The 19,580-nt window shown below is 68.4% G+C and carries 22 protein-coding genes; 12 read left to right on the forward strand and 10 right to left on the reverse strand.

Going from position 1 to position 19,580, the window contains the following annotated elements; all coding sequences use genetic code 11:
- Nucleotides 1-13 precede the first annotated feature (13 nt).
- Complete coding sequence (locus OG876_RS08815; protein ID WP_328524297.1) at nucleotides 14-358, reverse strand: MmcQ/YjbR family DNA-binding protein; 345 nt, start codon at nucleotides 356-358, stop codon at nucleotides 14-16.
- Nucleotides 359-422: 64 nt separating this feature from the next.
- On the opposite strand from OG876_RS08815, the gene OG876_RS08820 reads away from it, so the two are divergent.
- From OG876_RS08820 to OG876_RS08835, 4 genes are all read left to right on the forward strand, one after another.
- Nucleotides 423-1,499: an alpha/beta hydrolase gene (locus OG876_RS08820; RefSeq protein ID WP_328524298.1), complete on the forward strand. Its 1,077-nt coding sequence runs from the start codon at nucleotides 423-425 to the stop codon at nucleotides 1,497-1,499.
- Nucleotides 1,459-2,205 carry an esterase family protein gene (locus OG876_RS08825; protein WP_328524299.1) on the forward strand — a complete coding sequence of 249 codons (747 nt, stop codon included), beginning with the start codon at nucleotides 1,459-1,461 and terminating at the stop codon, nucleotides 2,203-2,205. Before OG876_RS08820 ends, OG876_RS08825 begins: the two co-directional genes overlap by 41 nt.
- 16 nt (nucleotides 2,206-2,221) lie before the next feature.
- Nucleotides 2,222-2,641, forward strand: a complete 420-nt coding sequence (locus OG876_RS08830; RefSeq protein ID WP_328524300.1) for a nitroreductase family deazaflavin-dependent oxidoreductase — start codon at nucleotides 2,222-2,224, stop codon at nucleotides 2,639-2,641.
- 81 nt (nucleotides 2,642-2,722) lie between these two features.
- Nucleotides 2,723-3,973: an ATP-grasp domain-containing protein gene (locus OG876_RS08835; RefSeq protein WP_328524301.1), complete on the forward strand. Its 1,251-nt coding sequence runs from the start codon at nucleotides 2,723-2,725 to the stop codon at nucleotides 3,971-3,973.
- Here OG876_RS08835 and OG876_RS08840 read toward each other — a convergent pair.
- Genes OG876_RS08840 through OG876_RS08850 form a run of 3 tightly spaced genes read right to left on the reverse strand, consistent with a single transcriptional unit; the run spans nucleotide 3,946 to nucleotide 6,103 of the window.
- Nucleotides 3,946-4,311, reverse strand: coding sequence for a YybH family protein (locus OG876_RS08840; protein ID WP_328524302.1), 366 nt, complete (start codon nucleotides 4,309-4,311; stop codon nucleotides 3,946-3,948). The two genes, OG876_RS08835 and OG876_RS08840, sit on opposite strands and share 28 nt — an antisense overlap.
- Entirely contained in the window at nucleotides 4,308-5,393 is a 1,086-nt protein-coding gene (locus tag OG876_RS08845) for a YbfB/YjiJ family MFS transporter (RefSeq protein WP_328524303.1), read from the reverse strand. Before OG876_RS08845 ends, OG876_RS08840 begins: the two co-directional genes overlap by 4 nt.
- Before the next feature lie 2 nt (nucleotides 5,394-5,395).
- Nucleotides 5,396-6,103 (reverse strand): SDR family NAD(P)-dependent oxidoreductase, encoded by a 708-nt coding sequence (locus tag OG876_RS08850; RefSeq protein ID WP_328524304.1) that lies wholly within the window; start codon nucleotides 6,101-6,103, stop codon nucleotides 5,396-5,398.
- A 108-nt stretch (nucleotides 6,104-6,211) separates the two neighbouring features.
- Here OG876_RS08850 and OG876_RS08855 point away from each other — a divergent pair, with 108 nt between their 5' ends.
- The 3 genes from OG876_RS08855 to OG876_RS08865 all read left to right on the forward strand — a co-directional run bounded on the left by OG876_RS08855 (nucleotide 6,212) and on the right by OG876_RS08865 (nucleotide 9,764).
- Nucleotides 6,212-7,150, forward strand: coding sequence for a LysR family transcriptional regulator (locus OG876_RS08855; RefSeq protein ID WP_328524305.1), 939 nt, complete (start codon nucleotides 6,212-6,214; stop codon nucleotides 7,148-7,150).
- A 165-nt stretch (nucleotides 7,151-7,315) separates the two neighbouring features.
- The gene (locus OG876_RS08860; protein WP_328524306.1) at nucleotides 7,316-8,683 is read left to right on the forward strand and encodes a hypothetical protein; all 1,368 of its coding nucleotides are present in this window, start codon (nucleotides 7,316-7,318) and stop codon (nucleotides 8,681-8,683) included.
- A 43-nt stretch (nucleotides 8,684-8,726) separates the two neighbouring features.
- A complete protein-coding gene (locus OG876_RS08865) occupies nucleotides 8,727-9,764 on the forward strand; it encodes a DUF2332 domain-containing protein (RefSeq protein WP_328524307.1) in 1,038 nt (345 codons plus the stop codon).
- 13 nt (nucleotides 9,765-9,777) lie between these two features.
- Here OG876_RS08865 and OG876_RS08870 read toward each other — a convergent pair whose 3' ends face one another.
- The 3 genes from OG876_RS08870 to OG876_RS08880 are packed head-to-tail and all read right to left on the reverse strand — an operon-like array spanning nucleotide 9,778 to nucleotide 11,326.
- Nucleotides 9,778-10,077 (reverse strand): AzlD domain-containing protein, encoded by a 300-nt coding sequence (locus OG876_RS08870; protein ID WP_328524308.1) that lies wholly within the window; start codon nucleotides 10,075-10,077, stop codon nucleotides 9,778-9,780.
- The gene (locus OG876_RS08875) at nucleotides 10,074-10,778 is read right to left on the reverse strand and encodes an AzlC family ABC transporter permease (protein ID WP_328524309.1); all 705 of its coding nucleotides are present in this window, start codon (nucleotides 10,776-10,778) and stop codon (nucleotides 10,074-10,076) included. Before OG876_RS08875 ends, OG876_RS08870 begins: the two co-directional genes overlap by 4 nt.
- Entirely contained in the window at nucleotides 10,775-11,326 is a 552-nt protein-coding gene (locus tag OG876_RS08880; RefSeq protein WP_328524310.1) for a CGNR zinc finger domain-containing protein, read from the reverse strand. Before OG876_RS08880 ends, OG876_RS08875 begins: the two co-directional genes overlap by 4 nt.
- Nucleotides 11,327-11,415: 89 nt before the next feature.
- Between OG876_RS08880 and OG876_RS08885 the strand changes: the two genes are divergently transcribed.
- Nucleotides 11,416-12,282: an amidohydrolase family protein gene (locus tag OG876_RS08885; RefSeq protein ID WP_328524311.1), complete on the forward strand. Its 867-nt coding sequence runs from the start codon at nucleotides 11,416-11,418 to the stop codon at nucleotides 12,280-12,282.
- A gap of 6 nt (nucleotides 12,283-12,288) precedes the next feature.
- On the opposite strand, the gene OG876_RS08890 is transcribed toward OG876_RS08885, so the two are convergent.
- On the reverse strand, nucleotides 12,289-13,131 hold the full coding sequence (locus OG876_RS08890; RefSeq protein ID WP_328524312.1) for a TRM11 family SAM-dependent methyltransferase: 843 nt from the start codon (nucleotides 13,129-13,131) through the stop codon (nucleotides 12,289-12,291).
- A gap of 825 nt (nucleotides 13,132-13,956) precedes the next feature.
- Between OG876_RS08890 and OG876_RS08895 the strand changes: the two genes are divergently transcribed.
- The gene (locus OG876_RS08895; RefSeq protein ID WP_328524313.1) at nucleotides 13,957-15,765 is read left to right on the forward strand and encodes a glycoside hydrolase family 2 protein; all 1,809 of its coding nucleotides are present in this window, start codon (nucleotides 13,957-13,959) and stop codon (nucleotides 15,763-15,765) included.
- Here the strand turns inward: OG876_RS08895 and OG876_RS08900 are convergent.
- Entirely contained in the window at nucleotides 15,750-16,820 is a 1,071-nt protein-coding gene (locus tag OG876_RS08900) for a YeiH family protein (RefSeq protein ID WP_328524314.1), read from the reverse strand. The genes OG876_RS08895 and OG876_RS08900 overlap by 16 nt on opposite strands.
- 88 nt (nucleotides 16,821-16,908) lie before the next feature.
- On the opposite strand from OG876_RS08900, the gene OG876_RS08905 reads away from it, so the two are divergent.
- Genes OG876_RS08905 through OG876_RS08915 form a run of 3 tightly spaced genes read left to right on the forward strand, consistent with a single transcriptional unit; the run spans nucleotide 16,909 to nucleotide 18,927 of the window.
- Nucleotides 16,909-17,694 carry a GntR family transcriptional regulator gene (locus OG876_RS08905; protein WP_328524315.1) on the forward strand — a complete coding sequence of 262 codons (786 nt, stop codon included), beginning with the start codon at nucleotides 16,909-16,911 and terminating at the stop codon, nucleotides 17,692-17,694.
- Between the two features lie 27 nt (nucleotides 17,695-17,721).
- Nucleotides 17,722-18,117 (forward strand): VOC family protein, encoded by a 396-nt coding sequence (locus OG876_RS08910; protein ID WP_328524316.1) that lies wholly within the window; start codon nucleotides 17,722-17,724, stop codon nucleotides 18,115-18,117.
- Between the two features lie 24 nt (nucleotides 18,118-18,141).
- Entirely contained in the window at nucleotides 18,142-18,927 is a 786-nt protein-coding gene (locus OG876_RS08915; protein WP_328524317.1) for an arylamine N-acetyltransferase family protein, read from the forward strand.
- Here the strand turns inward: OG876_RS08915 and OG876_RS08920 are convergent.
- Nucleotides 18,890-19,522: a flavin reductase family protein gene (locus OG876_RS08920; RefSeq protein WP_328524318.1), complete on the reverse strand. Its 633-nt coding sequence runs from the start codon at nucleotides 19,520-19,522 to the stop codon at nucleotides 18,890-18,892. The two genes, OG876_RS08915 and OG876_RS08920, sit on opposite strands and share 38 nt — an antisense overlap.
- Nucleotides 19,523-19,580 lie beyond the last annotated feature (58 nt).

Here is a 19,580-nt window from a genome sequence, read left to right on the forward strand (position 1 = left end):
CCTGGGCCCAGACTTACGACTTGCCGAAGTACTCGGCCCGGACCTTCTTCGGGACGCACATCGCCCAGGCGTCCAGGATCAGCTCGCGGAGTTCGTCGAACTCGAGCGCGGCCAGCCGCACCTCGATCCACTGGAACCGCTCGTCCGAGGGCCGCGGCGGGAGGAACTTGTCCGGCTCGGCCGCCAGCGCCGCGGCTCGCTCCTCCCGCGGGAACCCGATCCCGATCGTCTGCTCGTCCGGCGCCACCGCCAGGTACACGATCTGCCCGACCCGGAACTTGATCCGGTCGCGCACCAGCACCTCGTAGCTGCGCGGCAGGTCCGCCGCGACTGCCCTGATGTCCGTGAGATCGACCACGATCCAACGATAGACCGCTATCACTGACACCTGTTGTCAGTGATTCCGGTTGTACCTTGGTCGGATGCCTGCTGTGCTGAGTGCGGTCGAAGGGGCCGAGGTGGTGTTCCGCCTCGGCGACCCTTCGCATGCCTTCACGGGGGTCCGGCTCTGGCAGGAGCTCGGACTCGCGGCCGAGCTGCTCGAGTTCAAGCCGGTCGACTACGGGTGGGAGCTGCGCCTGCCGCGCCCGTCCGTGCACCGGATGGAGTACCTGTTCGACATCGCCGACCTCGGGATGCGGACCGATCCGACCAACCCGCGGCTCGTCGGCGGCGCCTTCGGCGAGCACTCCTGGCTGCCGCTCCCCGGGTACGTCGAGCCCGCCTGGATCGCGGCTGAGTCGATCGCGTCGACGCTGACCCCGCTGACCGTGGAGTCCCCGCTCGGGCTGGTCGACGCGCAGGTCTGGGCACCGGAAGGCATCGCGCCGACCTTCGAGCTCCCGCTCCTGCTCGCCCACGACGGTCCCGAGTTCGCCGCGTACGCCGGTCTGACCCACTACGCCGGCGCGATGGTCGCCTCTGGAATCCTGGCGCCGTTCCGGCTCGTCCTGATCCACCCCACCGCCCGGAACCTCTGGTACGCCGCCAACCCGCAGTACGCCGAAGCCCTGACGCAGCACGTGCTCCCTGCCGTACAAGCGCAGTACCGGAGCCGGAAGCCGGTGATGATGGGCGCGAGCCTGGGAGCGCTCGCGGCGCTGCACGCGGAATGGCACTATCCCGGCACCTTCGACGGGCTGTTCCTGCAGTCCGGGTCGTTCTTCACACCGGAGACGGACCCGCAGGAGTCGAAGTTCGAGTTCTACGCCCGGGTCACCGGCTTCGTGAAGCAGGTGCTGACGGCAACCACGGCGCCGAGTACCCCGCTGGTCGGGATGACCGCCGGGACGGCCGAGGAGAACGTGCACAACAACCGGGTGATGGCGGCGAAACTCGCCGATCTCGGGCTCACCGTGGCGTTCGGCGAAACGCCGGACATGCACAACTTCACAGCCTGGCGTGATGTGCTGGATCCTGATCTCACGGATCTACTGCGACAGACCTGGGGTGGGGCTGATGGAGCGGGAGCAGGTCGAGTTGGAGGCACCGGGGCTTGACCGCCGCGGGACGGTGATCCGCTACGGGCATTTCGGCCGCCCGGTGCTGGTCTTCCCGAGCGAACAGGGCCGGGCCTGGGACTACGAGAACAACGGCATGGTCGACGCGGTCGCGGACCTGATCGAGGCCGGCCGGGTGAAGCTGTACTGCGTGGACTCCTTCGACCACGTCAGCTGGTCGGACCGGAGCATCCAGCTCGAGGACCGCGCCCGCCGGCACGGGCTGTACGAGTCGTGGATCGTCGATCAGGTGGTCCCGACGATCGGCTCGGACTCCCCGGGCGTGAGTGACATCATCACCACCGGCTGTAGTCTCGGCGCCTTCCACGCGCTCAACTTCGCGTTCAAACGGGCGGATCTGTTCCCGATTGCGATCTGCCAGTCCGGCAACTACGACGCGGCCAGCTGGCACGCGTGGGGTGAGCGCGGCGAGGCGACGTACTTCAACAACCCGGCCGACTACCTGCCGAACCTCGAGGGCGACCACCTGCAGTGGCTGCGCGACCGGATCTTCATCGTGCTCACGGTCGGTCAGGGCGACTGGGAGACCAACCCCACCGGCTCGCTGCCGTCGGCTCGCGCGACCGCCGCCGTACTGGAGGCGAAGGGCATCCCCCATGACTTCGACCTCTGGGGGTACGACGTAGCGCACGACTGGCCCTGGTGGCGCCGGCAGATCGCCCACCACCTGCCGCGGTTCTGCTAGGAGAAGGAGATTCGCCGTGAGCGACTGGAACACGAAGACCATCGAGGAGTTCCGGGCGAACGAGGGCAGGGTCGGCGGGAATTTCGAGGGCGCTCCGATGACCCTGCTGCATACCCGCGGTCGCACGAGCGGCCGGGAGTACGTCACCCCGACGATGTACCTCCCGGACGAGACCGAGCCGGACACGATCTACGTCTTCGCCACCAAGGCCGGGGCACCGACCAACCCGGACTGGTACCGCAACCTGACGGCCGCCGGCGACGGCACCATCGAACGCGGAACCGAGACCTACAAGGTGAGCGTCCGCGAGTTGACCGGCGCCGAGCGGGACCGCATCTACGCCGAACAGGCGCGACGCTACCCGGGATTCGCCGAGTACGAACGCCGGACTGCCGGGGTCCGCACCATTCCCGTGCTCGAGCTCAAGCGGGCGTAGCGCGTCCCTGGGCACCGGTGCGGTCGACGGGCGGGCGGAACGTCCCTACCCTCGAAGCACGCCGACGTACGGAGGATGACTGTGGCTGATCGCTCGCGGCATTTGATCGGGTTGTTGCTTGGAGCCGAGGAGGACTGGCCGCAGGCGTTCGAGGCGCTGCTGCAGCGGGTCGGGCCGGTCAGTCTCGACGGGCACGAGCACGAGTTCGGGTCCCGGCGGCTGACCATCGAGCCGTTCGACCTGAACGACCCGGTCCGGGTCGGGCTGGTGATCGACCGGCTCGCGTACTGGTACTACCACCCGCGCGAGTGGCTGAAGAAGGCCGCGCTGATGAACGGCACCTACCTGCTGAACTCGCCGTTCACGTTCCAGTCGATGGAGAAGCACTCGGCGTACTGCGCGATGCTCCGGCTCGGACTCAAGATCCCGCGGACCGTGCTGGTGCCGTACAAGAACCCGCTCGACAACGTCCGCTGGGCCTACACGTCGGCGAAGTACAACAAGTCGTTCGACCTGGACGCGATCGCCGCCGACCTCGGCTACCCGCTGTACATGAAGCCGTTCGACGGCGGCGGCTGGCGGGGCGTCTCCCGGATCAACAATCAGGACGACCTGCACACGGCGTACGACGAGTCCGGCGAGATGCTGATGCACCTGCAGGCGACCGTCGAGTACGACAAGTTCGCCCGGGCGCTGTCGATCGGCGCCGAGACGATGGTGATGGACTTCCGCCCGGACGAGCCGATGCACAACCGGTACGCCGTCTCGCACGACTTCCTCAACCCGTCCGCCGGGCACCAGGCCGTGGCGATCAGCCGGATCGTGAACGCGTTCTTCGGCTGGGAGTTCAACTCCTGCGAGATGCTCGTCAAGGGTGACGACGTCTACCCGATCGACTACGCCAACGCCTGCCCGGACGTCGCGGTGACCTCGCTGCACTACTACTTCCCGTGGGCGATCAGCGCGCTGGTGAAGTGGTCGGTGTTCTCGCTGGCGACCGGCCGGCGGAGCAAGGTCGACCTGCACACCGAGCGGTACTTCGCGATCGCCGACGACGAGTCGCTCGACTACGACGCCAAACTCGACGGCTATCTGGCTCTGGCCGACGAGCACTTCGAGACCGCGAAGTACCACGAATGGTGTGCCGAGCACCTGCCCGACTTCGACGCCCGCGTCCGCGAGTGGGTCGCCGGCGCCGACTTCGACCGCCTGCTCCGGGAGACGGTCGCGGGCACCTACCCCGCTCACGAGCAGGAGGAGTTCCTCACCCATTTCAAGGGACTCACCAACCTCTGGCTGTCCGATCAGACCTCGTGGAGCCGCGAGACCTGATAGTGCGCGATCAGCCAGGAGTCACCGACCTGGCGCAGGATCACGCTCAGGTACAGCGGCAACGTCGGCCGGTCGGTGAACGAGAAGTCGACCGCGGCGTACCCGAGGATCAGGTCGTCGGCCAGCCGCCGGTGCTCGACGATCCGGTACGACGCGCTCATCCCGAGCGGCTGTGAGTCGTAGTACTCGGCCACGTCGTCCGGGCCCACGCCGTACGGGTGCAGGCCCTGGAAGATCGCGTCGTCGGTGAAGGTCGACGCCACCCGCTTCGGCTCGTGGGCGTCGACACCGGCCTTCCACTCGTCGAGGACGGTGTGCAGGATGTCGAGTTCGGTCATGAGAGTTCTCCTAGGTTGGGTTGGGGGCGGACGAGGGCAGCGGCGGTGGCGGCGAGTGCCACGACGCCGGCGCTGACCAGGAGCGCCTGGTGATATCCGTGGTGAAGCAATGGGCCGACAGCCAGCGGGCCGACGATCTGTCCGAGGCTGTAGCCGGTGGTGAGGATGGCGACGGCCCGCGGATGCGCACCGATCGCCAGCGTGATGCTGGCAACGCCGAGGAACGTGACGCCGAACAGCGCGGCGGACAGGACCGCGGCAATCGGGCCCTCGAACAGCGCCGGCAGCGCGATGCCCACGCTCTGCAGGAGAAGCGCGGTCAGCAGTAGCGCGGGCCGCGACCACCTCCTGCCGAGCCAGGCCCACAGCGCCGATGACGGCAGGGCGGCCAGGCCGACGACGACCCAGGCCCCGCTGCCGACTCGTGCGGACGCGGTCTCGTTGATCGCGGCAACGAGGAACGTGCCCGCGATGATGTAGCCGACGCCTTCCAGCGAATAACTGGTCAGCAATGCGCCGAACCTGCTCGGCTCGGCCGGCTTGAGGGCTTCGGCTGGTGCAGCGCTGGGCAGGTGCCAGGCCGGCACTGTGCAGGCGAGCGTGAGTGCGGCCGTGATCCACCACGCGTGCTGCCAGTTGTCGGTGAGTACGGCGCCGGACAGCGCGATGCCCGCGCCGATACCCCCGAACGACCAGCCCACGTGATGGCTGTGCAGCCGCGTGAGCATTGCACTGACGGCGATCACGAAGACCAGCGCGCTAGCGATCCCCGCGACGAGCCGCAGACCCAGCCAGAGCGGACCGCTCTGGCTGAGCGGCATGAGCCCGAGAGTCGCCGCCAGGATCAGCAACGACAGCCGCAGGGTCCAGCGGGAGTGGGTCAGTCTCGGGGCGACGATCGCGGCTACCGCACCGGCCAGGTAGCCGGTGTAGTTGGCGGTTGCGAGTGCCGCTCCGAGCCGGGGCGACAGGCCCGCCTGGGTGTGCATCATCGGGAGGATCGGGGTGTAGGCGAACCTCCCGATGCCCATGCCACCGGCCAGCGCCGCCGCACCTTGACCCGCCAACCGCCAGGCCTTCATCGTCAGTGGCCCGCCAACTGGCCGCCGTCCACGTGCAGGATCTCGCCGGTCACGAACGCGGCGCCCTCCAGGTAGATGACGGCGTCGACGATGTCCTCGATCTCACCGAGCCGGCCGACCGGGTGCAGCGTGGCCAGGAACTCATGCGTCTCGTCCGGGTGCATCGGCGTACGGATGACACCGGGGGCAACGGCGTTGACCCGGATGCCCTGGGAGGCGTACTCGGTGGCGAGCGACTTCGTGACCGAGTTCAGCCCGCCCTTGGTGAGCGATGCCAGTGCGGACGGCACGGTGCTGAGGGCGTGATCGGCCAGGGTGGTGGTGATGTTGACGATGTGACCGCCGCCCTGGGCCAGCATCGCCTCGGCGGCGCTCTGGCTGAGCTCGAAGAACCCGCGCAGGTTGACCCCGAGGACCAGGTCGTAGTCGGCGGCCGTGTATTCGGTGAAGGGCTTGGCGAGGAAGACGCCGGCGTTGTTGACCAGCGTGTCGATCCGGCCGAACTCGTGCAGTCCGGCCTCGATGATCCGGGCGCCCAGGCCCGGCTCGGCGACGTCGCCCGGCACGGTCAGCACCAGCGGGTCGTCGGACGGTGCGATCGTGCGGGAGTTGGCGACGACGGCATAGCCGAGCTTGCGGTACGCCGCGACGAGGGCCGCACCGATGCCCTGGGACGCACCGGTCACGACGGCGACTTTCTGGGAACTCATGGTTCTCTCTTTCTCGAAGGTTTGTACTTCGATAGTTGTCGAACCATGTGAGGTTTTCCACGACCGGTTTTCTCTCAGCTGAGAGGCCCGGCCTACTACGATCAGCGAGTGGAACTGCGGCAGTTGCGGTACTTCGTGGCGGTGGCGGAGGAGCTGAACTTCGGCCGCGCCGCCGCCCGGCTGCACATCGCCGGGCCGTCGCTGTCGCAGCAGATCAAATCGTTGGAGCGCGACCTCGGTGTCCGGTTGTTCGAGCGCGACCGCCGGACTGTGACCCTGACGGCCATCGGTGAGACGCTGCTTCCGCAGACGCGCGCCATGCTCGAGCAGGCCGACGCGTTGCGTCGTACGGCGGCCGGCTTCGCGGCGAGTGAGCCCGTGCGGCTCGGATACGTCAGTTGGCGTCCGGCCGATCTCGCCGAGCGCACCTCCGGGGTCGCGCAGCTGCGGGTCGACGCGTGGGTGATGCCCTCGCACACGCAGGCGGGCCGGGTCGCCGATGGCAGCATCGACCTGGCTATCTGCTGGGTCCGAGCCACCGACCTGGCCGAGCAGGATCTCGACGGCCGGCTGATCGGCGCGGACCGGTTGTCCGCTGTGTCGTTCGGTCCGGACGAGTCCGCCGTACGCGCGAAGGACACAGCGGTCCTGCTGGACACCGACACCGCGACGTGGGCGTCGTGGAACATCTACGCAGTGGAGTTCGCCCGGGCGACCGGCGCCGAGCTGGTCCGGATCGACGATCACGGGATCACCGGACCGGCGTTCTTCGACCACGTACGACGTCTGCGCCGGCCGATCGTCAGATCGCCCAAGCGAGATGCGACGCCGCTGCCCCGGGATATGGTCCGTCGGCCGGTGGCCGATCCGGTGCCGGTCTGGACGTGGGCGCTGGTGTCCCGCCGCGACGAGCCGCGCGCCGCCGTACGGGCCGCGCTGTCGGCGCTGACCGATGACGTGGCGATCGACCTGGCCGATCCAGCCATCTGGCTCCCCGCCGACGACCCGTTCCGTCCGCACGGCGATAGACCTGTGCGAGAAGGCTGATAGAGGTCGGCAAGAACCGCTGCGAGTGGCCGGTGGTCCTCCTTAGGATCACGGCGGCTCGAGGAGGGGACCTTGTCGATCGACGAGCGCGTGCGCTCGCACACCGTCCGACCGCAACACGTCGTCGCACCGGCGGGCAGACGCAGGTTGAACACGCCGCAATGGATGCGTTTGCTGGGTGCGGCGTGTTTGGTCGCGACGATCGGGGTGGTCGCGATCTGCCAGGTCGCGGTGGGGAACGTCCGGTCCGGGTGGAACCAGATCGGGCACCAGATGGCGCCGCAGGTCGTCAGCACGACCGGTGTGACGTTCGCCCTGAACGACATGGACGCTCAGCTCGCCAACATCCTTCTCGTCGCGTACCGCGGCGACCTCGGTGTCACCCGGCAGCAGTCGCTCGACATCTACGAGAGCGACCGCCGGACCGTCAACAGCAACCTGCAGCAGGCCGCCGTACTCGCGGGCACCGACCCGGCCGCGGTGGAGCGGATCCGAACCGTGCTGGACGGACTCGGTCGGTACGAGGCGCTCGCCGCTCAGGTCATCCTGCTCGAAAGCCAGGCCGACCCGGCCGTGCTGGGCCGGCCTCCGGCGGCGGCGCTGACCTTGTTCAGGCAGGCGGGCGATCTCATGCACGACGACCTGCTGCCCGCGGTCGCGGCTCTGACCGAGGCCAACTCGGCCGCCCTCGATCACACCTACGACGACCGCCGCGCCGGAATCACGGACGGCCGGCTACTCCTCCTTCTCGTCGGGCTGATCCTCATCGGCGTCCTCGTGTGGCTGCAGGTCTTCCTTGCCCACCGCATGCATCGCCTCATCAATCCGGCCCTGCTGGCGGCCACTGTCATCTCCGCCGCGGTGGTCATCGGCGGATCGGTTGTACTGACGCACGAGGCGCAGCACCTGACGGTGGCCAAGAAGGACGCCTTCGACTCGATCCTTGTGCTCACCCGGGCCCGGGCGGTGAGCTACGACGCCAACGCGGACGAGAGCCGCTACCTGCTCGATCCGCAGCGCGCCGCCCGGTACGAGCAGGCGTTCCTGGAGAAGTCGTCGCAGGTCGTCGGGATGCCGGGCGCGACGATCCCGACCTTCGACGCGTTGTACGACGACGCGATCAGGTCCTATCGGACCGACCACGACGATCTGCGGTTCACCGGGCTCCTCGGGACCGAGTTCCGCAACATCACCTTCAGCGGCGAACGGGCGGCGGCGGAGGCAACACTCACCGCGTTCCAGGTCTACCAGCGCGACGACCGCCGGATCCGCGCACTGAACACCGCCGGCGACCTGAACGCCGCCATCCAGCTCTGCACGAGCTACGCACCGGGCGGGTCGAACGCTGCCTTCAGCGCCTACGACAAGACGCTGGTTCAGGTGACCGCCATCAATCAGAACGCGTTCGACGACGCGGTGACCGCCGGTGAGCGGGATTTACGCGGTTGGGGTTTGATCCCGTGGGGCGCGGGTGCGCTCGTCGTACTGCTGGTTCTTGCCGGACTCCGGCCGCGACTGGCCGAGTATCGCTGACCTAGAATCGCCATCCGTGGGAAGGGTCCGCACACTCGCTCAGGTGTATCGGCACTTTGGTGAGGTCGACGCCGCCGGCACATCGCCGCTGTACGAGCGCGTCGCCGTGGCCCTGAGCGAGTCCGAGGAGGCACTGCGCGCCATCGAGGCGGCGCCGGCGCGCAAGCGGCACCCCACGGTGATCCTCGCCGCGCTGCACGACCTCGCCCTCGCCGGACGCGCCCCGGCGCTGACCGCGGCCTATGCCGCTGCGGACGGCGACGCTGCCGCCGGCGCGGCGATCGACACATTGCTGCGCATGACCGACTCAGTCGTGACCGTCGCTGTACGCCGGAAGCCGTGGACCAACGAGACCGGGCGCGGCGCCGTGTTGTATCCGGCCATCGCCGAGGCGGCGCGACGGGTCGACGCGAACGCGGTCGGGCTGATCGATGTGGGCTGTTCGGCCGGGTTCAATCTCACTGTCGATCGGGTTGGCATCGCGTACAGCAACGGGCAAGCGCTGGGCGATCCGTCGTCTCCCGTGCAACTGTCGGCTTCGATCGTGGGCGACCGGCCAGTTCCGGCGCGGGCGCTGCCTGAGGTCGTCGGCCGGGTCGGCGTCGACCTCGATCCGGTCGACGTGACCGACGCGGATGAGGCCCGATGGTTGCGCGCCTGCGTGTGGCCGGATCAAGCAGAGCACCTCGCGAGGCTCGAGGCAGAGTTGGCGTTGGCGGCGAGTGCGCCTCCGCTGCTGATGCGAGGTGACGCCATCGAGGTGCTGCCCGACGCCTTCGCGAGCGTGCCCGCGGACGCCCTGCCTGTCGTCACCACGACGTGGGCGCTGTCGAAATTCTCGCTCGAGAGCCGGCTGCGCTTCCTGCACCGCCTCGACAGAGCGGCCACCAACCGGCCGGTGGCGTGGGTGTCCGTGGAGGGGGTCGGGGTCGCGCCGGCGATCCCAACGTTCGGCGACCGCCCCGCCTCCGGCCACAGCATCATCGGCCTGGCCGTCTTCGACCACTCAACCCTCCACGCCGAGTCCCTAGGCCGCTCGTGGTCCCAGGGCCGCCTACTCTCCTGGCTCGCGGACTCCTGACCTCTCGACCTGGTCAGCCGAGCAGCAGCCGCAGCCCGGCGGCCAGGGCGATGCCCGCGGCGACCGCCGGCAACAGCGGAACTCTCAGGACAGAAAGGATGCCGGCGGCACCGACTCCGGCGAGTTGTGTCCAGTCCAGTCGCTTGCCGCCGAGTTCTGTCACGATGAGACCCGCTAGCAGTACGGGAGCTATCAGACCTACCACCCGGATCGCCGCCGGCGGCAGCCTGCGTTCGCCGATCGACAGCGGGCCACCGGCCTTCATGAGCCAGTTGACGACGGTGACGGCCAGCGCGGCCAGCCAGAGCCTCATGACGTCTCCTCCGTGAGCTTCGCGGGCTCGGAGTCATGCTCCGGAATCAGGCCGATCAGTGCCGCGGCCGTGGCGCCGAGCAAGGCGTAGCCCGGATCGGTCACCAGCAGCAAGACCGCTGCGATACCGGCACCCAGCAGTGACGCGGCGAACGCTCGACGGGACCGCCTCAGTTCGTCCAGCGCGAGCACCAGGAAGAACGCCGGGAACACCACGTCCAGCCCGAGCCTGTGCATCAGCTCAGGCGATGGAGCGGTCAGTGCGCCGACCGCGGTCCCGAGCACCCAGGCGATCCATTGCGGCAGGCTGACGCCGATCAGCCGGGAGACGTCGTACCGTCCATCGTCGCGGTGAGCGAAGACGAACGAGGCGTCCACCAGGGCCTGGGCCTGGAGAGCCCGGGACAGCCGGCTGCCGTGGAGGCTGTCGTTGAGGGCGATGCTCATGACGAGATAACGCCCGTTGATCAAGGCCGCCGAGGCGATGGCGGCCGCCACAGTCCCTCCGGACAATGCCGTCAGCAACGTGAATTGGGCGGATCCGGAGAATGCCAGCGCCGAGAACAGGACAGGCAGCCCGAGTCCCCAGCCCCGAGCCTCGGCTTCGGCGCCGAAGCTGAGCGCCAGGACGAACCCCGCACCGGCCGGTCCGAGTCCGAGCCGGACTCCAGCGGCGAAGGAGGTCCGGTCGATCGCGATCATGCCGGCGCTCCGGAGTGACGCTGGTAATGCCTGCGCGCCCGGGCCCGATTGCCGCAGTCCGCCGAACTGCACCACCGCCGCGAACCGTTCTTGCTGCGGTCCAGGAACAACCAGCCGCAGTCGTTGTCGGCGCACTGCCGTAACCGGTGCAGGTCCTCATCCTCGAAGAACCTCCACACGGCCAACCGCACCTGGCCGGCGACGGTCCCGGCGCGCCAGGTCAACGGCCGCGCGCTGACCAGGGTGGCGTTGCGTACGGCGTCCTCGGCCACCTCCCGCAGTACGGCGAGATCGGCGGCGCGAGGCTCGTCGCCGGCCGCGAGCGGACGCAGGACGGCATAAGCCGTCTCACGGCATCGCACCAGCGTGCGGCGCAGCTCACCTGGATCTTCTCCGGCCGGATCGAGGCCCGTGGCTGTCAACCACCTCCGGAGGCCGACCGGATCCGCGATCCGGTCGATCCTGCGCCGATCGTCCAACCGCCACGCCACGGTGTTGACCAGATCGAGCGCGAGATGTCCGCCGACCAACTCCGGCCGATAGTCCATGACCCTGCCTCTCGTTTCTAATGCCCAAAACTCACTATGGGTCGTTAGGTATTCGCCGCGCAACCGCACCGCGTGTCTAGGCTGGGCGCGTGCGCGACGAAGACGTTCCAGGCTGGTGGCAGCGGTTGGGGCTGGACGGGCTGGTGGATGTGCATGTGCACTTCCTGCCGGACCAGGTGATGAACGCCGTCTGGGCGTACTTCGATCACGCCTCCGAGTACTACGGCACCGACTGGCCGATCGCCTACCGGACGCCGGTCGAGGAGCGGCTGAAAACCCTTCAGACGTTGGGGGTTCGGGCGTTTCCCGCGCTCGTCTATCCGCACAAGCCGGACATGGCCGCGTGGCTCAACGCCTGGGCGCGAGACTTCGCCGCGTCGACGCCGGGTTGCGTGCCCAGCGGGACGTTCTATCCGGAACCGGGCGCGGCCGCATATGTGCGCGAGGCTTTGGAGCTGGGCACCCGGATCTTCAAGGTCCACCTGCAGGTGGGCGACTACGACCCGCGATCAGGCCGGCTCGATGACGTGTGGGGTCAGCTCGCGGAGGCCGGCGTACCGGTCGTCGTGCACTGCGGCTCCGGGCCGATCCCCGGCCGGCACACCGGTCCGGGCCCGTTCGGCGAGGTACTGCGGAAGCACCCACAGCTGACCGCAGTCATCGCCCACCTGGGCATGCCCGAGTACGCCGAGCACCTGGCACTGACGTCGTACCCGAACGTCCACCTCGACACGACGATGGCGTTGACCCCGTTCACCGAGTCGCTGATGCCCTTTCCCCGCGACCTGGTCTCCAGCCTGGGTGAGTTGGAGGACCGCATCGTCCTCGGCACCGACTTCCCGAACATCCCGTACGAGTACGCCGTGCAGCTGTCATCCCTGGAGTCCCTGGGCCTGGGCGACGACTGGCTCCGCGCCGTGTGCCGAGACAACGGCGCTCGCCTCCTAGGTCTGTAGGCACTGTCACTTCGATGCTCGACGGGTGCGGGTGAGGACGTAGGCGGTCGGGGTGGCGCCGTTGTATCTGAGCAGGCGTTGGCGGATGACCTTGAGCGCCTTCTGGTGGTCGATCGCCTCGCGTAGCAGGCGTTTGTCCTCGGTGAGGAGGACGGCTCTCCCGTCGATCGCGAGTACCCGATCGATCTCGGCCAGGACGGCCGGGTAGAGCGTCCGGTTGGCGCGGTGGCTGCCGACCTGTTTGCCGAACGGGAGGTTCGTGACGATCCGATCCACGCTGCCGGGCGGGAAAGGGAGAGCTTCCGCCTTGCCTCGAGTCAGATGGACCGAGCCCGTCGTGTTGCGCTGGGCCATCGCGATCGCCCGTGGGTCGTGATCGGCGCCGACAACGTGTGCAGTCGGCTCACGCCGTCGTACGGCGAGGAGGATCGTGCCCGTCCCACAGAACGGGTCTAGGACCCGGTGATCCTTGTGTACTTTCGCCAGCCGGACGAGGACCTCGGCAACGAGCGGAGTGGTTGACCACGGCAACCGTTCCAACCGCCCGAACCTTCGCATCCACGAGAGCGGACCGACCTCGGCGACCCAGCCGTCTCCCGTCCGCGTGAGGTTGACATCCCAGCCGCCGGGCCGATTCACCCACCCGAGGTGGTGCTCCACGGCCGCGATGAGGTCGGGTCTGCCCTCGTCAGCGCCGACTCGAAACCCGGACGGCTTCAGCGTCGCGAGTACGCCGTACTCCATCGACTGCTCGAGTTGTCGCAGCAAGCCGGTTGTCCTGTCCGGCAAGACGATCGCGGCGGTCGAGTAGAGCGGGCAGGCCGCGAGTTCGTCGAGCCGACCGTCCACCGCACACTCCACGGTGACGGCAGACGTCTGACGGATGGAGTGAAGCGAAGGCAGTGCTCGAAGGTCCTGCAGAAGCAGGTCTACCGCCCCGTCCAGCGTACGCAGGACGAGGCGATCGGAGATTCTGGACACGATGATCCTCTGAAGGTCGCGATCGACAAATGGCCGAGATCGCGGCGCACGCGAATCACGTCAGGGATGCACCCACCTGCCGCATCGCGCACACCTTCAGAAACGCATCATCACGACAACCTTAGGCGACCACGCCACCCCGATCACCTGGTTTTTCCGCCCACCGCAGGCGAGCCGCCGAGGGACATGCGGCAAGCCCGCGCGAATCCCCCGCCCCACAGCCGCGCTCATCACCCGGCAGCCACGGCCCGACGCACGATCCACATCCCGCGACCACCCGCCCGTCACGCGTTCTCCAGCACCCCACACCAGCCCTCCCGAACCCCGGCAACCCCGCGACCACCCGACCACACCAGCCCTCTCAGGCCCCGGTACGCCGCGACCACCCCGCCCTCACGCGTGCGACGCAGGAGCACGCACACCAAAGCGCGCCAGCGCGTCGTGAAGCGCGCCAGCGCGTGATCAGCGCGGCAGCGCGTCGTGAAGCGCGGCGGCGCGTCGTGAAGCGCGGCAGCGCGTGGGGGCAAAGGGTGGGTGGGGCGGCCGGCGGGCGAGCGGAGCGGGGCGCGAGGGCTCGACCACAGTTCGTCGCGAAGGGGGTTCACAACAGTTGGTGGGGCGAGCCGTTGCCGGGGGTATTCCAACGTTGTACTGTGCTTGTCGACCGCTGCACTTCAGCTTCCGGGAGTACGAATGAGCCAGCCTCGTGCCGAGTATCCGCGTCCGCAGTTCGTCCGGGCGGAGTGGGTGAATCTGAACGGTGAGTGGCAGTTCGAGGTCGACCGGTCGGACTCCGGGCTGGAGCGCGGGGTGCGCGAGCGCGACCTGGCACAGCGGATCACCGTCCCGTTCGCGCCGGAGACGCAGCTGTCCGGGATCGAGAACGTCGACTTCCTGGAAGCCGTCTGGTACCGGACGACCGTGACGATCCCGGCCGAGTGGTCCGGCAAGGACGCCGTACTCCACTTCCAGGCGGTCGACCACGACGCGACCGTGTGGGTGAACGGCGTCGAGGTGGTCCGGCACCGTGGCGGCTTCACGCCGTTCAGTGCCAACCTGAGCAAGGTCGCCCGGCCGGGCGAGGAGGCCACGATCGTGGTCCGCGCCCGCGACACCCACAAGGGTCCGCAGGCGCGCGGCAAGCAAAGTCAGCTCTACTTCAACCACAGCTGCCTCTACACCCGGACCACCGGCATCTGGCAGACCGTCTGGCTCGAGGCCGTGCCGACCGTGCACCTGGGCCGCCCCCGGATCACCCCGGACGTGGCCGGCTCCAGCTTCCACCTCGAAGTACCGGTGTCGGCGAACAAGCCGGACTGGAAGATCCGCGCGACGCTGAAGGACAGCGACGGCGAGGTCACGCAGGCGGAGGTCCGCGCCGACCTCGACCTCGCGCCCCGGCTCACGCTGCAGATCCCGGCCGGCCGCGTCCGCCTCTGGGACACGGCCGACCCGCACCTGTACGACGTACTCCTCGAGCTGATCGATGCCGACGGCAACGTTGTGGACACCGCGGACAGCTACGCCGGACTGCGCTCGGTGTCGATCAACGGCAAGGCGATCCTGATCAACGGCAGGCACGTGTTCCAGCGGCTCGTGCTGGACCAGGGGTACTGGCCGGAGAGCCTGATGACGGCGCCGTCCGACGAGGCGCTGGTCCGCGACATCGAGTTGAGCATCGCGGCCGGGTTCAACGGCGCGCGACTGCACCAGAAGGTGTTCGAGGAGCGGTTCCTGTACCACGCGGACCGGCTCGGGTACCTGGTCTGGGGCGAGTTCGGCGACTGGGGCTCGGGAGTCGGTGACACAGGCAACGACAATCAGCAGCCGACGGCGTCGTACGTCGCGCAGTGGCTGGAAGCGGTCGAGCGTGACTACAGCCACCCGTCGATCATCGGGTGGTGCCCGCTGAACGAGACACACCAACTCCTGCACGACCGGATCACCCAGCTGGACGATGTCACCCGCGCGATGTTCCTTGCCACGAAGGCCGCCGACACGACCCGGCCGGTGCTGGACGCGTCCGGCTACTCGCACCGCGTGCCGGAAACCGATGTCTGGGACTCGCACAACTACGAGCAGGACCCCACCGAGTTCGCGAAGCAGATGGCCGACCTGGTGGACGACAAGCCGTACGGGAACGTCGGCGGGCACGACGGGCGACCGATCTCCCAGCCGTACGCCGGCCAGCCGTACTTCTGCAGTGAGTTCGGCGGCATCTGGTGGAACGCGGAGGCGGCGGCCGCGGGCAAGAGCGGGCGCAGCGAGGACTCCTGGGGCTACGGACAGCGCGTCGCGGACGAGGAGGAGTTCTACACCCGCTTCGCCGGCCTGGTCGATGCGTTGCTCGACAACCCCCTGATGTTCGGCTACTGCTACACGCAACTGACCGACGTGTTCCAGGAAGAGAACGGCATCTACCGCTTCGACCGCACCAGCAAGCTCGACGTACCACGAATCCAGGCGATCCAGACCCGCCAGGCCGCCTACGAGAAAGACTGAAGTCCGAGGCTGCCGAGCGCGACCAGGATCCAGAGGATTGCTCCGAGGAGGAGCGGTCTGGGTCCTGCGTCGCGCAGTTCTTTCGGCCGGAGTGAGAGGCCGATTGCGACCAGCGCGGATGTGATCAGGAAGGTGCCGATCAGACTCAGCGTCGGCAGCCAGGTCTCGGGTACGGCGCCTGCACTCCGGAGACCCGCTGCCGCGATGAAGCCGATCAGGAACAGCGGGACCAGCTTGCGCCAGGGCAGCTTGGTCTTGGCGCCGGCTACGCGGGAATCGCGGCGCGACTTGAGGAAGACCAGCACCAAAACGATTGGCACAAGCGTCAACGAGCGCGTCAGCTTGACGACAAGGGCCTGGTCGCCGGCGCTCTGGCTGTAGGCGTACCCGGCCGCGACCACGGACGACGTGTCGTTGATCGCCGTACCGGCCCACAATCCGAAGGCTTCCGGGCTCAGACCGAGCAGGTGGCCGAGCGGCGGGAACGTGAGTACGGCGACCACGTTGAAGGTGAAGATCGTCGCCAGTGCGTAGGCGACGGACGAGCGTTTCGCTCCGATCGCGGCTGTTGCCGCCGCGATCGCGGATCCGCCGCAGATCGCCGTACCGACGCCGATCAACGTCTGCGTATCACCGCGGACACCGAGCAGCCGGCCGAAGAGCCAGGCGCCGCCGAGCGCGATCGCCAGTGTGCCGAGCATCACGGGGAGCGAGGACGCGCCGACGCGAGCCACCTGCTGGAGAGACAGGCCGGTGCCGAGGATGACGATCGACAGTTGGAGCAGGTTCCTCGAGGCGAAGTCGTAGCCCGGCCGGCACCGCTCGGCGCGCAGCGCCGGGATCAGCAGGCCGCCCAGCACGCCAAGCACGATCCCGAACACGGGTCCGCCGACGACCGGAACGAGTCGACCGAGCGGGAGCGCGATCGCGGCGAGGGCCAGCACGACGAGCAGACCGAGCGCCCGCTGGGTCACTCCGGACCAGACAGCGTGCAGCCGCGGGTGGTGAAGAGCAGCGACCGGGGTGACGGTTGGCCTAACCTCGACCTGCACCATCGGGCCGGCTCCTTTCGCAGAAATGTACGCACATTTAAGCTAGGAGATGACCGGACATTTGGCAAGCCCACTGGGAGGACACCCCGAGATGACCGTGCGCAGGCTCGACCGCTCCGGCGGCCAGCCGCTCTGGAAGCAGTTGCAGCAGGATCTCGTCCGGCGGCTGCGGTCCGGGGAGTTCGACGAGGCGTTCCCCGGTGAGCTCGCGCTTGTCGAGGACTACGAGGTGAGCCGGCACACGGTCCGGCAGGCACTCGGCCAACTGCGCTCGGACGGCCTGATCGTGGCCGAACGCGGCCGCCAGCCCCGGGTCGCGGCCGCGCCGGAGATCCGGCAGCCGATGGGCGCGCTCTACAGCCTGTTCTCGTCCGTCGAGGCATCCGGTCTGTCCCAGCACAGCGTCGTACGGGCGCTCGACATCAGAGCCGACGGCGTCATCGCGGCCCGGCTCGACCTGGAGGCGTCGAGCCCACTGCTGTACCTCGAGCGGCTCCGGTACGCCGGTGACGAACCGCTGGCCCTGGACCGGGTCTGGCTCCCCGCATCACTCGCCGAACCACTGCTCGACGCCGACTTCACCCACACCAGCCTCTACAACGAACTGTCCGTCCGGACCGGTCTCAGCCTCGACCACGGCCGCGAGGACATCCGCGCCATCAACCCGACACCGGCCGAGCGGGTGTTGCTGCACTGCCCGGCCAACGCCGCGGTCTTCTCCATCATTCGCCAGGGCACCACGCAGAACCGTCCGGTCGAGTGGCGCCACACCGTGGTCCGCGGGGACCGGTTCGCCCTGTCGGCCGAGTTCTCGGCGAACACCGGCTACCGCCTCACCCCGGCACCGCGGACCACTGCCCTCGCCCAGGGCTGGTAGCTCCTGTCAGGGACCGATACTGAAGCCATGACGGTCAAGGAACTGCGGTTGGTCGTGACAGCGGACGACTACGACGAGGCGGTGGCGTTCTACCGGGACGTGCTCGGGCTGCCGGAGCGGGCGTCGTACTCCTCGGAGAACGGACGGGTGACGATCCTCGAGGTCGAACGGGCCACGCTCGAGATCGCCGACCCGGGCCAGGCCGACTTCATCGACGAGGTCGAGGTCGGCCGCCGGGTGGCCGGCAAGTACCGCGTCGCCTTCGAGGTCGACGACTCCGCGGAGACGACGCGCAGACTGGCCGCCGCCGGCGCCTCGGTGATCGCCGAGCCGACCCGCACCCCGTGGAACTCGCTGAACGCCCGCCTGGAGACCCCCGGCGGCATCCAGCTGACCTTGTTCACCGAGCTTGACCTCAACTGAACTCGAAGTGTTGAGGTAGGCGTCATGTGGCAGATCGAAGACCTGGACCTGGACGCCTACCTGCAACGGATCGGGCACGCCCGGGTGGAACCGTCGGCGGACAGCCTGCACAGCCTGCATCGGGCCCATGTGCTGGCGATCCCGTTCGAGAACATCGACGTGATCCTCGGCACGCATCCCGGCCTCGGCCTGGACGCGATCCAGGCCAAACTCGTCGGCCGGCAGCGTGGCGGCTACTGCTACGAGCACACCCTGCTGTTCGGCGCCGCACTCGAACGTCTCGGCTTCGAGGTGGTACGACGAGTCGCGCGCGTGCAGCCGCACAAGTCCGGTCCACGGACGCACGCTCTCCTCAAGGTCGGTGTGGATGGGCAGGAGTTCCTGGCCGACGTCGGTTTCGGCGCGGGCCAGCTCTACCCCACTCCGCTCAAGGACGGCGTGGTCGTCGACCAAGGCGGATGGGATCACCGGCTCACCCTCGACGGTGACGTGTGGACGCTCTCGAAGCACACCGCGGACGGCTGGGTTCCGCAGCACGCCTCCAACGACGAGCCGGTCCGCCCGATCGACTACGACGTCTACCACCACTACGTCTCGACCCACCCGAACTCGCCGTTCACCGGCCGTCCGGTGGTGATGCGCGTCGCCGACGGCGTCGTCCGCCGGCTGGTCGGCGACAAGCTCGCCGTCGAGTACGCCGACGGCCGGACGACAGAGCGCGTCGTACCGGCCACGGAATTGCCCGAAGTGCTGGCGAGTCTGGACGTCGTCCTCAGTGACGAGGAAGTCGACCGCTTGCGCCACGTTTAGGCGTCTCGGTGCGGAAGGATTCACCGAGCTCCGAGCCGAGACCGAAGTAGTGCCGGAAGTTGTAGATCAACGGCGACCACGCGTCCGGATCGACGTACGACGTGCCCGGTACGACGATCCGGTCGTCGGCGTGCACGCGCAGCACCTTCGCCTGGATGATCAAGAAGGTGCCTCCGGCATCGAATTCGACCTCGACCGCGGTGGCCTCGAACTGCAGTGGACACTCGGCAACGCGCGGCGGCGCGACCCGCTCGGACGCCACCGGAGTCAGCCCGGCCGCCTTGAACTTCTCCCGCTCGAAGCGGAACCGGGCCTTCTTCGCGTCCGGCACCGGATGGCGGCCGGTGAGGCCGGCGATCCGCTCGACCGCCTCCCACTGCGCCGGCGACGGGTAGTTGATGACCAGCTCGGGCCGGAGTTGCAGATTGTGGGCGGTCTGACCGGATCCACCCACGCCGAGTACGACGACGTCGCCGAGCGCCCAGGCGGACGACATCGGGGCGAGATTGCTCGTGCCGTCGTCGTTCACCGTGGACAGCAGTGCGACCGGCGTACCGACGTACAGGATGGACGGTTCGATCGTCAGGTGAGTCATGGTTCCGACGCTAGGCGGCGGTCGCTTCGGCGCTGACCGAACTGTCGGAGCGGCATGA

This window comes from Kribbella sp. NBC_00359 (assembly GCF_036097425.1).
Classification (GTDB): domain Bacteria; phylum Actinomycetota; class Actinomycetes; order Propionibacteriales; family Kribbellaceae; genus Kribbella.